Annotated in this window: 9 protein-coding genes; 5 read left to right on the top strand and 4 right to left on the bottom strand. The window is 57.6% G+C overall.

What is annotated here, in order from left to right; all coding sequences use genetic code 11:
• Nucleotides 1-135: 135 nt before the first annotated feature.
• The 5 genes from A4E19_20675 to A4E19_20655 all read left to right on the top strand — a co-directional run bounded on the left by A4E19_20675 (nt 136) and on the right by A4E19_20655 (nt 5,998).
• On the top strand, nt 136-1,944 hold the full coding sequence (locus A4E19_20675; protein ID OQW31070.1) for a cell division protein FtsH: 1,809 nt from the start codon (nt 136-138) through the stop codon (nt 1,942-1,944).
• A gap of 286 nt (nt 1,945-2,230) precedes the next feature.
• A complete protein-coding gene (locus tag A4E19_20670; GenBank protein OQW31069.1) occupies nt 2,231-3,541 on the top strand; it encodes an ammonium transporter in 1,311 nt (436 codons plus the stop codon).
• A 330-nt stretch (nt 3,542-3,871) separates the two neighbouring features.
• Nucleotides 3,872-4,546, top strand: coding sequence for a hypothetical protein (locus A4E19_20665; GenBank protein OQW31068.1), 675 nt, complete (start codon nt 3,872-3,874; stop codon nt 4,544-4,546).
• Between the two features lie 58 nt (nt 4,547-4,604).
• Nucleotides 4,605-5,261 (top strand): hypothetical protein, encoded by a 657-nt coding sequence (locus A4E19_20660; GenBank protein OQW31067.1) that lies wholly within the window; start codon nt 4,605-4,607, stop codon nt 5,259-5,261.
• A gap of 95 nt (nt 5,262-5,356) precedes the next feature.
• Nucleotides 5,357-5,998: a hypothetical protein gene (locus A4E19_20655; GenBank protein OQW31066.1), complete on the top strand. Its 642-nt coding sequence runs from the start codon at nt 5,357-5,359 to the stop codon at nt 5,996-5,998.
• A 43-nt stretch (nt 5,999-6,041) separates the two neighbouring features.
• On the opposite strand, the gene A4E19_20650 is transcribed toward A4E19_20655, so the two are convergent.
• The 4 genes from A4E19_20650 to A4E19_20635 form a co-directional block, all read right to left on the bottom strand.
• Nucleotides 6,042-6,695 carry a hypothetical protein gene (locus A4E19_20650; protein OQW31065.1) on the bottom strand — a complete coding sequence of 218 codons (654 nt, stop codon included), beginning with the start codon at nt 6,693-6,695 and terminating at the stop codon, nt 6,042-6,044.
• On the bottom strand, nt 6,692-6,985 hold the full coding sequence (locus A4E19_20645) for a hypothetical protein (protein ID OQW31064.1): 294 nt from the start codon (nt 6,983-6,985) through the stop codon (nt 6,692-6,694). The genes A4E19_20650 and A4E19_20645 overlap by 4 nt, the downstream gene beginning before the upstream one ends.
• A 337-nt stretch (nt 6,986-7,322) precedes the next feature.
• Nucleotides 7,323-10,109, bottom strand: coding sequence for a hypothetical protein (locus A4E19_20640; protein OQW31063.1), 2,787 nt, complete (start codon nt 10,107-10,109; stop codon nt 7,323-7,325).
• A 61-nt stretch (nt 10,110-10,170) separates the two neighbouring features.
• The gene (locus tag A4E19_20635; GenBank protein OQW31062.1) at nt 10,171-12,390 is read right to left on the bottom strand and encodes a hypothetical protein; all 2,220 of its coding nucleotides are present in this window, start codon (nt 12,388-12,390) and stop codon (nt 10,171-10,173) included.
• Between the last annotated feature and the right edge of the window lie 36 nt (nt 12,391-12,426).

The raw sequence follows: 12,426 nt of genomic DNA, 5'->3' as shown, positions 1-12,426 counted from the left end.
TTGCCTATGCAACGCTGGCGAACCAGGACAAAGCCAAAATCGGGGGGAAAGCATGAACGCCAAACACGCCTTCAACTGAGGGAAAGAGCTTCGCGTAGATAGACAGTCTATCGTACGAGCCAATGAGAGGCGACCGTGAGAACTAAGACACAACAGCTACTCTTGTGGATGGTGATAGGCCTATCCACGGTGTTTCTCTTTAACTTGTGGAATTTGCCCACGCCCACACGCACCCTTGACGAACAGATCATTTTTAGCGATTTCATGGCGAAACTCGACAAGGGTGACATTCAGAGAGTCATTATTCAAGGACATCAGATCAGTGGCGTGTTGAAGGATAACTTTCGGCTTCGAACTTACTCGGCGGACTATCCTGACCTCGTCCAGGTGCTGCGAGAGAAAGATGTTCAGATCGAAGTCAAACCACCCGATGAAAGCCCGTGGTATATCAAATTTCTTGTGACCTGGGCGCCATTTGCTCTCTTTCTCGGGTTGTTGTTCTTCGTGCGACGCATGCAGGTCGGGAATCAAGCCCTGTCTCTTGTGAAAAGCAGGGCCCGCATGCTGACGGATGACCGGAAAAAGGTGACGTTTTCCGATGTGGCGGGAATTGATGAAGTGAAAGAGGAGGTACAGGAAACGGTCGAATTTCTGAAAGATCCGCGAAAGTTTCAGAAGCTCGGCGGACGCATTCCCAAGGGTGTCTTGCTCGTGGGGCCGCCGGGAACCGGGAAGACATTATTGGCGAAGGCGATTGCCGGGGAGGCGGGTGTGCCTTTCTTCAGCATCAGCGGGTCGGATTTTGTCGAAATGTTTGTGGGCGTCGGGGCCTCTCGCGTGCGGGATATGTTCGAGGAAGCGAAAAAACATGCGCCCTGTATCATTTTCATCGATGAGATCGACGCCGTCGGACGGTCAAGAGGAGCGGGGCTTGGCGGCGGGAACGATGAGCGTGAGCAAACACTGAACCAGTTGCTGGTCGAGATGGATGGATTCGATACAGCGGAAGGCATCATTCTGGTTGCCGCGACCAATCGGCCCGATGTGCTTGACCCGGCTCTGCTGAGGCCGGGCCGGTTTGACAGACAAGTGGTGGTGAATCAGCCGGATCTCCGAGGCCGTTCGGAAATCCTGAAGGTACACACGAAGAAAGTGCCGGTTGCGGCCAATGTAGATTTGGAGAAGATCGCTCGAGGAACTCCCGGTTTCACCGGCGCCGACCTGGAAAACTTGGTCAATGAGGCTGCGCTCTGGGCTGCTCGTCAGAACAAGAATGAAGTCGGAGTCGTGGACTTCGAAATGGCCAAAGACAAGATTTTGATGGGTCCCGAGCGCAAGAGCATGATGCTCACGGACGAGGAAAAGCGGGTCACCGCCTATCACGAGGCAGGCCATGCCTTAATGGCCAAATTTTTGCCGGGGACCGATCCAGTTCACAAAGTGTCGATTATTCCGAGAGGCCGTGCATTAGGTGTGACCATGCAGTTGTCGACCGACGACCACCACAATTATTCGAAAGAGTATTTGTACAATACGTTGGCGATTCTCATGGGGGGGAGGGTAGCGGAAGAGTTAGTATTCAAGCAGGTCACGACGGGTGCCGGCAACGATTTGGTGCGTGCAACCGATCTCGCGCGCAAGATGGTCTGCGAATGGGGCATGAGCGAAAAGTTAGGCCCGCTGACGTTCGGACAGAAAGATAAATCGATGTTCCTGGGACGCGACTTTTCAGCCAAAGTAGATATCAGCAATCAAGTGGCGTCGGAGATCGACCTAGAGATCAAACGCTTCGTCACCGAAAACTATGAACGGGCCAAGCAGGTACTGACCGCACAGATGGTGAGTTTACAGGCGCTGGCAGTCGCGCTCCTGAAAAACGAAGTGCTGGATGCATCGGAAATCGACGAGATTATTGTACAGTCCTCTCAGCCGGTACCTGCTTGATAAGATCTCGACTCGACTTGAAAGGTACACCCACCACGGGCCTTTTCTTATGCACCTCGGTTTTAGCTGAGACACGGATACTCACTCGGTTTATCGCCTGCCTCGTCGTTGTTCCGTTTCTTCCTGCGCTGACTATTCCTGCTGACTATGGCTGACTATGAAGGATGCTGTTTGGGTTATTGGACCGTGACTAGGCCTTAGGTGGGGTTTGACAAGGGCGCTTGCCGGTGGAGTACACTGCCAGCCCTATAGCCCCCATTCACTCCTACTGTCCAAGGAGGCCTCCATGCGGAACAGTGTCTGGTTGAAAGTCCTCAGTGCTGCAGGTCTATTGTTCTTGTGCATCACGAGTTGGGCCGGTGCCGAAGAGCCGGCAGGTGCCGTCAACGAGGCGCGCCTGGTCGCACAATATAACTACTCGATCCACATCCTGGCCATGTTGGTGGTGGGGTTCGGATTTCTCATGGTGTTTGTCCGACGGTACGGCTTCGGCGCGACGACCGGGACTTACCTCGTGGTGGCAACCGGAATACCCCTGTACATGTTGCTGCGCTCCAATGGGATCGTGGGGCATTCGATACCAGCCCATTCGGTTGAAACGTTGATGCTGGCCGAGTTTTCCGTGGCGACCGCGTTGATCGCCATGGGAGCGGTGCTTGGACGACTGCGCGTGTTTCAATACGCGCTGCTCACGCTGCTGTTGGTGCCGTTCTACGCACTCAATGAATACTTGGTGTTGGACAACGGCTCGGGGCTTACCAAAGGGTTTCAGGATTCGGCGGGGTCGATCGTCATCCATGCCTTCGGCGCCTATTTCGGATTGGCGGCCTCGCTGGTACTGACAACGGCGCAGCAGCGGAGTCAGCCGATCGAATCCGATCCGACTTCCGATCGGTTCGGGATGCTTGGCTCCATGGTCCTCTGGCTGTTCTGGCCGAGTTTTGCCACCGCGATCGTGCCGTTTGAGCAGATGCCTCAAACCATCGTGAATACGATTTTGGCGCTGAGCGGGGCCACGTTGGCCACGTATTTCCTGAGCTCGAAGTTCCATCATGGGAAAGCCTCGATGGTGGATATCGCGAATGCCTCCCTGGCGGGCGGCGTGGCCATCGGCTCGACCTGTAACCTCGTGAGTCCCACCGGAGCGTTTTCCATAGGATTGCTTGCGGGCGCCTTGTCCACCATCGGGTTCGTGTTCATCCAGCCCAGACTTGAATCCACGATCAAGCTGGTCGATACCTGCGGCGTGCATAATCTTCATGGGATGCCCGGATTGTTGGGCGGGCTGTGCGCCATCGTCGTGGTGCCGAGTGTCGCCGGGGTTCAACTCGTGGGCATCGCGATGACGCTCGTCATCGCCGTGATCGGTGGGGTGATTGCCGGGATGGTGATCAGAGCCACGGGCACGACGGAGCAGGCGTATGAAGACAGCCACGAGTTTTCCCATGTGCCGGGGCCGGAGAGCGAGCGTAAGGTGGAAGAGCTTGCGCTTGGCGCCAAGGCCGATATCGCAGCCTTGCAAAAGGAACTCCTGGCTCGATCTGCTATTGCATCGCCGATACGTTCAGGGAGAGAAGAACCCAGACCGATCGTCTGACTTGCCGATGTGAGGACCCTCCTTTCCGCGGTGCAAGCGAGGCAACGCGACCGCTTCTTGGTTCGTTGCCTCGCCGGAACGATTGCCGCAATGGCGAATCACCGCAACATCTAGGACGCTCTTACCGCGGGTTGGCCCATCCGATGAGAACAGCGTCACGATCGTTCTGAAGTTCTGTCTTCAGTCTACCCGTAGACCGCGCCGAATTTGTGAATGAGGGGTGGAAAGTTCCTCCTCTCAAGGCGCTTGCCTATGGTGGAGTGGTCCTGATGGGCTTGCATGAAACGTGGTCAACCGGTAGCATCAAGAACGGTTCATGATGAAAGAACGATGAAAAGTGGAGGTGGTTGCGCCATGGATCGGGTTAAACGCCTGCTGATCGGATTGGTGACCTGGTACGTCGGCCTGTTCGTCTGGTTGGCGTATTCTCCTGTGGATCGCCAGTTTTGGGTGATGGCGAGTGTTCTCCCGGTGCTTTTCGTGATTGGGCTCATCGCAAGCTACCGATATGTGCCTCTCTCACCACTCTCGTATCTCTTGATCATGGGATTCTTGACGCTCCATACGGTCGGGGTCCATTACACCTATGCCCAAGTTCCCGTCGGGACCTGGTTGAATGACGTATTGCATCTGGGGCGCAATCACTTCGACCGCATCGTGCACTTCAGTTTCGGCTTTCTGTTGGCCTATCCCATGGAAGAAACCTTTCGCCTGCTCGGCCGTGCGCGCGGATGGGTACTGTATTACTTGCCTGTGATCACGGTTTTGGGACTGAGCGCTCTGTGGGAAATTCTGGAGGCCTGGGTGACTCAGGCGGTCCACCCGGAACTCGGCCCGGCGTACTTAGGGGCACAGGGCGATGTGTGGGATGCCCAGAAGGACATGGCGGCCGCGATGTACGGATCCCTGTTGTGTATGGGCATCCTCCTTGGGTTTCGTATTCTGCGCAGGGTTTCCGCCGGATCTGCGCCCGTTGCAGCGGAGGAGCCTGGGTCGGCACTTTAGGGGTCGCGCTTATCAAATCAAGGCGGATGGTTTCACCGCATCTCGTATCCGGTCGGCGATGCATACCAAGACTTACGCTCCCCATATTTTCCTGGCTTGGTATGTCCTGTGGTGGAGCATCCTTGCGGTGGCACCGCTTGATCGCAAGGATTGGGCCTTGGAAAATCTGTTGGCTTTGGCCTTGGTCGGCACGTTGATCGCAACGCATCGACGATTCCGCTTCTCTTCTCTTTCTTATCTGCTCATCACGCTGTTCATGTCTCTCCACGCGGTGGGAGCCCATTATACCTATGCGGAGGTGCCTCTGGGTTTTTGGTTGAAAGATATATTGTCGCTGAGCCGAAACCCATTCGACCGTATCGTCCATTTCGCGTTCGGTTTCTTATTGGTCTATCCGTTGAAGGAACTGCTCGTACGAACCGGTTCCGTGCGAGGTTTTTGGGCTGGCTACCTTCCTATCAGCGGCACGCTGGCCCAAAGCGGATTGTTCGAACTCGTGGAAGCGGTCGTCGCGGGAATCGTAAGCCCGGATCTCGGCGCCGCATACCTCGGTACGCAAGGGGATGAATGGGATGCGCAAAAGGACATGGCCGCGGCACTGGCGGGGGCCGTGCTCATGACCATTCTCGTGGGACTGTTTCCAAAAACGTTCCGAATCTCCCCGGCTGCGCCTGACGATCCGACGAGCATACCGACAAGCGTGAAGCCCTACTAGGGATATCCCCAGTCGGATTGTTCTGGAGCGACTGCCATGATTGGCTGCAGGCTGTACTAAAAGAGACCTGTCGGCCATATGACCCAGAGGATCCTATGTATAGCGCGAGAATCTTGTTAGCCGATGACCATCCGTTGGTGCTGGAGAGTGTGAAACAATTGCTCGAGCCGGAATTTTCGGTCGTGGGGACCGCTCAAACCGGACAAGAAGTGCTGGACGAAGCCAAGCGCCTGCATCCGGACATCGTACTTCTCGACGCCAACATGCCGGGCATGAACGGATTCGAAGCGGCTCGGAGGCTGAAGAACCTTTTGCCGGCGGTCAAAATCATCTTCGTCACGATGCTGACCGAAGCCATCGCGGTCAGCGAAGGGTTCCGAGCGGGGGCCATGGGCTATGTCTTGAAGCAAGATGCCGCCGACGAACTGTATGCCGCCGTCAAGAGCGTCATGGCGAATCATCGATTCGTGTCTTCCAAACTCGATATCGAGGTTCGCGAGGCGATGGAATGTCAATGGTCTCGGCCGGAAGGCTACACGACCAATCTCACGGAACGGCAGCGTCAAATCCTTGCGATGCTAGCCAACGGGTCTTCCACCAAGCTCATCGCCAAGGAGCTCAATATTTCCATGAAGACGGTGGAGTTCCACAAAGCCAACATTACCCGCAAACTGGGTGTCCGGACCACGTCCGATCTGATTCGAGTGGCGCTCGCTTCCGGGATGACGGCCCTATGACCGACCGCACGCACCGATCCGGCCGTACCGGGTTCCGATCGGGCTAGTGGATGGAGATGAGCCCGTTGGCGATGGCGTATTTCGTAAGCTGAGCCGCCGATCTCATGCCGAGCTGCCTCATGATCCGCGTTTTATGAAACTCCACGGTCTTGATCGACACGTTCAAGACAGCCGCCACCTCTTTGATGGATTTGCCTTCAGCGACGAGCTGTAACACTTCCCGCTGTCGCAGGCTGAGCGTGTGCGCAAATCCGGAGGGTGCGTCTTCAGTCTCTCCATTGGCGGGGGGATGGCTGGCCTGATCGACCAAGAGTGGAGAGATGAAGGTTTTGCCGTTCAACACCTCTTGGAGAGCCTGCGTCAATTCCGACCCGACCGACTGCTTGAGAACATAGCCCGATACTCCCACGCGGAGCGCTTCCGCGACGAAACTTGCTTCCGAGTGCATCGTGAGGATGACAATCTTGATCTCAGGGTGCTGCTTCAGAATTTGACGGGATGCATCCAGCCCATTGAGCAGCGGGAGAGAAATGTCGACGATGGCTGCGTCCGGCCGACATTCCTTGATCGCTTCAATCAAGGCGCGGCCGTCCGACACGATCTTCAGCAGTTCGAAATCCGGTTCCAACAGTTTTTGAATGCCTTGTGCAATGAGGACATGATCGTCCGCCAATAAGACGGTAGGCCGAGTAGTCACGGGGAACCTCCTTCTTTCGCTGCCACAAGACGAGCGCAGAGCCCCTCCTGCTGCATCAAGTAGGATTCGTCAGTCGTAGAGAGGAAAGTCCGGCATGCCTTCCTATACATTCGCGTGCATTCGCGCCGCCCGCAAGGGAGCCTACTAGTCCGATGAGCTACGGATCCGTTGCTATACTGCAACCATGATAAGGAAGAATCATCGTACACGTCATCATAAGCCGGGCCCCGATCCAGATCCAGACCCCATGCCTCCCGATCCCGGTCCCTTTCCACCTCCGCAACCTCCATTGCCGGATCCGCCGCCGTCCCCTCCCGTTCACCCGCCAATTCCGCAACTTCCGACGGCGCCACGTGCCGTGGCGGCAAAGCGGAGTCGGGTCCCATGAGCGGGAGAGCGGGACATGGTTGATTACAGTGCGCCGTTACTCCATGAGGAGGATGCTATGCGATACTTCATTCTGTGGTTATTGGGCGTGCCGGCCAGCTTGCTTGTTCTCTTATACTTTTTTGGAATTCTATGAAAGAAAGAAGCCGCAGTGCCATAAGTATGGACGCTGATATATTGATATCTTCTCCGGCTCCCTCTCACCACTAGGAGTGCCCCTAGGGAAGGTGTCACACGACGTTATGATCTTGTCGCGACGGCACCGTGAATCATGCCGTACAATTGATCGACTGCGGCTTCCTTCGTCAACAAAGCGGACGCTCCGGCTTGAATCATGGCGACACGGTTGTCTTCGCCGGCGTTGACCGACAGCCCGACAACGATGACGTCGGGATGTCGCGATTTGATGATGGCCGTGGCATCAATACCGTTCATGTTCGGCATATTCAGATCCATGACGATGACCGAAGGCCGCACACGCTCGACGAAAACGAGCGATTCTTTGCCGTCCGCCGCTTCACCGACGACTTCGATGTCGGCATAGCTCTCCAGGAGGCTGCGCAAACCTTGGCGAACGATCGCGTGGTCGTCCACCAACAGGACGCGAATGCGTGGTTTCTCGTCGGGGTCCTGAACGACGCGTTCCGGCTCCTCCAGGGGTGTTGCAGGTTCGAAGTCCCGGACCGTGTTTGTTGGTTCGGCGCTTGGCGCGGAAGGTTCATCGTTTGCGTCGCTCCGCCAATAGGGCATGAGCAAGGTGACGCTCGTGCCTCGACCGACGGCGGAGTCGATGGAGACGCGACCCCCCATGGTGGCCATGCGTTCTGTCAAGCTAAAGAGACCGAAACGAGCCGAGTCGGTGCGGTGCAGCTCGAGCGTCGCGAGGTCGAATCCTTTACCTTTATCTTCCACCACAATGTGCAACTCACTGTTCGGGGTGATCATCAGCGACACCGTCGCTCTGTCCGTGCGGGCATGTTTCAGCACGTTGTAGAGGAGCTCACGTACCGATTGAAACAAGAGGATGGCTTGATCTTCCGGTAAGGAGAGCGCTTGGGCGGCAGGGTGTATCTCGACCGTGAGACCATGTTGCCGCATCTGGGATGCCAGCCATTCAATCGACTGCAACAACCCGAATTCGTTCAGTGTCGGTGGGGCGAGTTCGGCGACCAGTGATCGAGTGTAGTTCAACGCCTGGGTCAGGGCCTGATCAGCCTCCTTGAGGAGCGCGGATGCCTTCTCGATCGGAACAAGCGGCACGGCCTGGCGCAACTTCATGCGCATCACCACCAGCAATTGCGCCAAATAATCATGCAGGTCCGTGGCCAACCGCCTTCGCTCGCGTTGCTCGGTCAAGTTGAGATCGGCTGTCAGCGCGCGCAGTCGTTCCTGGGATTGTGTCAGTTCCATCGTCTTGATGTTCACGGCCCGTTGCAGCTCGCTGCCCCAACGTTGGAGGTGTTCCTGCGCCTGTTTGCTTTCGGTAATATCCAGCACGGTGCCGATGAACCGGACGGCCTGTCGTTGTCCGCCGCGTTCTTCAAACAAGGCCCGACCCATGACCCTCACCCATATTTCACGACGGTCCGACCTCACGATCCGGCACTCAACGTCGTAGGAGCCGTCTCCGTCGGGATCCGTCGACCGCTTGGCGGCGGCGATGACACATGCCCGATCATCCGGATGAATCATCGCGAGGTAATCCTCCTGCGATACATCGGCATCGGGCGATAATCCGAACATCGCTTTGCATCGGTGATTCCAACGATGGATGCCGGTGATGAGATTCAGATCCCAGGTGCCGATGGCGGCCGACTCCATGGCAAGGCGCAGCCGTTCTTCCGTGTCCCTGAGCGTTTGTTCAGCCTGTTTACGCTCCGTGACGTCCACCATGATGCCCACCATGCGGGTACAGCGCCCGTCCGCGGCATACTCGTATCGCCCGCGTCCGGCCATCCAACGGACACTCCGGTCCGGCCAGACGACACGAAAATCCGCGCGATATTCTTCGTGTTCCGACATCGTGCGTCGAAGTGTCGCCTCGACTCGGGCCAGATCATCCGGATGCACGCGGGAAGCCCAGCTTTCATACGAGGGACGGACTTGATCGGTCCGCAGGCCGAGCAGAGAAAAATGGCCCGGTGACCATTGCACCTCGCCGGTGAGGACGTTCCAGTCCCACGATCCCATCTGACCGGCCGCCATGGCAAGCGTAAGACGTTCCTCACTGGCGTGCAGAGCCTGAAGCGCCAAGCGGGTGGCGGTGACATCCTGCATGGCACCCACGATTCGCGTGACGTTTCCCGCCGAGTCTCGAACCATGTAGCCTCGATCCATCACCCACGCATAGAGTCCACTGGCTTGCAGGAACCGGTATTCATCGTTCCACCGCACCACGGAGGTTTCTTCCAACGAGGTCGAAAACCGTTCGACGACACGAGGTCGGTCTTCGGGATGCACCCGCTCCATCCACCAGGCGACCGGCTGGGGCTTTTCCACGACATCGTTCCACCCGAAACGCTCCGCTCCCGCTTGGCTCCAAATCAGATGATCCGCCACCGCGTCCCAATCCCAGACCACGTCATTGGTCGCCTTCAGGGCCAATTCGCGTCGTTGCTCACTGTGTTGCAATCGCAAGAGCGCCTTCACGGTGGCGAGGAATTCCTCGGATTCGATCGGTTCAATCAGATAGCCGTCGGCGCCTTCCTCCAACCCAATGATTTTGTCTTTCATGCCCACGCGTGATGCAGAAACCAGCAACACCATGGTCGAGGCGGTGTCGGGATCGGCTTTGATGATGCGGCAAGCTTCGAGTCCGTCCATGTCGGGCAAGTTCACGTCGAGCACCACGAGCTGAGGACGATGTGAACGGGTGAGCCGCACGGTGTCCATGCCGGTGGCGGCATCAAGGACGTGATACCCGGCTTTGCGGAGGAGCCGCGTCTTGACATAGCGACCGGCATGGCTGTCGTCCACGTTGAGAATCGTCACGCGGTCTACTTTAAAGGGCTCCGTCGTGCGTGTCATGGCCTCTCGTGGGTTGGGATGGTTGTCCATGTACCGTTGCCGTACCGGTGAGGAGCAGCCCTCACGGTTTGATCACATGACTCCGTTCCACGTGACTTCGCCCCGCGGTCGGTTCTCGCGGTGAATCACGCGCGATGGGTCGTGGCGTCTCGTCCAGCGCCTGCTTCAACATGGCAGGTGAAAGATCGTTTTTACTGAGGACAACGCGCGCATGCGCGAGTCGTCCATCGCGCTCGGGAAGCGGCATGGAGGATGTGACGACGGTGACAGGAATGGCGGAGGTCGATTGATCCGTCCGCAGGCGAGTCAATATGTCGAAACCATCCATGTCGGGCATGTTGAGATCCAAGAGGATGTGTTTCGGTTTGAGCCGACGTGCCATGTTCATGCCTGTTTCGCCGCCGTCCGCTTCGACCACGGCATAGCCGGTTTCAGCGAGATGGCGCCGGAGGATATACCGATCGGCCTCTTGGTCGTCGATGATCAGCACGACGGGAGCCGCTCGTCCATCGCGCGGTACACCGGTGACGCGCTCGAGTCGATCCAGCAACCATTCTCTCCGCACCGGCTTCAAGCAATAGTCATCCGCTCCCAACGCGAGCCCTTTGCGGTCGTCTTCCACCGAAGAGACCACGAGCACCGGGATGTCTCGAGTCGTCTCCTGTCCTTTGAGTTCCGCCAACCATTGCCACGCCGATTCGTCGGGCAAGAGAATATCGAGCACGATCCCCGCCACGCGATGCCGGCGAAGCTGTTCTCGAGCATGGGCGATACTGCCGGCCGGAATGGGTTGAAACGGCGTGCGACGCAGATACTTCTCGTAGAGCAATCGTATCTCCGGTTCATCCTCCACGATGAGCACGGGTACTCGACCATCTTCCTCCTTCATCGGAAGTGAGCCGGCGAGATCGCCGTCGGGCTCACCGGTCGTGACGTAGGTGAGGGGAATGACCGCGGAAAAGGTGGACCCGATACCGGGGCGGCTGGAAACGCTCACCGTTCCGCCCAGCAACTCCGCCAGTTTCTTGCACAACGGCAAGCCCAGACCCGTTCCTTTCACCTTGCGCTGAATCGGATTGTCGAGTTGCGAGAACTCTTCGAAGATGCGAGTCTGATCGGCCTCCGCGATGCCGATGCCGGTATCGGAGACCGAGAATGCCACCCGGTTTCCCTCTCCCATGAGCTCCGCCCGAACCCGGATTTCACCCTGCTCGGTGAACTTGAGAGCGTTCGAGATGAAGTTCCGCAGAATCTGCGACACCTTGGCCTCGTCGGTCTTCATCGGCGGAATGTGGTCGGGAGGGTCGAAGATGAGATTGACGCGGTCGGACAGCAGCAGGGGGCGCAGCATGCCCCGAAGAGCGCTGAAGAGATTGGAGGCCAGGAACTCGGACGGACGCACGTCGGTTTTCCCGGCTTCGATCTTGGCGAGGTCCAGCAGGTCGTTCACCAATTCCAACAAGTCTTCGCCGCCTTTTCGGATATAGCTCACCTGTTTTTCCTGCTCGGCCGTCAACTCGCCGTCGGCCCTGTCCAAGAGCAGCTGGGATAAGGCCAGAATCGCGTTGAGCGGCGTGCGGAACTCGTGGCTCATGTTGGACAAGAAGCGGGACTTCATCTCATCGGCGCGCCGCAGGTGCCCCGCTTTTTCGTCCAACTCCGCGTAGAGCGCCACGACCCCTCGGTTGGTATCTTCGAGCTCACGATTGAGCCGCACGAGATCTTGTTGTCGTTCATGGAGTTCCTCCAGAGCGTGCAACAGTTCCTGATTCTGTTGGCGCACTTCCGCGATGGGATCGTGCGGCTGTTTTCGGCTCAGTTGCGCGGTGATTCGCTCCAACGATTGCGCTGAAAAGAGAGGAGCCCGCTTCGGGAGCAGTTTGGTCAGCTGAATGCCGACCACCGTGCCGTCCACCTCTTGGATCGCGCATTGATCCATGAGTCTGCGCGCGGACTGCAGCGCAGTGGTCCAACTTTCCGACAGCGAATCGTCACGAACCTGTCCGGGAGGTTGGGAGCGTCCGTTGGGTTTGAGTCGTGACGCATCGCTGATGCGGATCAGCAACACTTGGGGTGCCGATTCTCCCTCCAGTAGGAATTCGACTTGCGTGCCCCGGGGCCCTTGCTGGAACGCGCGGGCCAGTTCGGAGACCGCGGTGGAGATCCGCGTCCGGTCTTGTTCGTCGAACGTCAGGGCCGTGGCCACCTGTCGTGCCCGCTGTCGTGCGGTGACCACGTCGTCCTCATAATTCACGGCAACGTGACTAATGGTGTGAGCCATAATTCCTGAGATAGCTCATGGTCTTCTCAATACTGT

Source organism: Nitrospira sp. SG-bin1 (genome assembly GCA_002083365.1).
Classification (GTDB): domain Bacteria; phylum Nitrospirota; class Nitrospiria; order Nitrospirales; family Nitrospiraceae; genus Nitrospira_D.
Note: the sequence above shows the minus strand (reverse complement) of the source record. Positions and strands in the feature narration are given on the sequence as shown.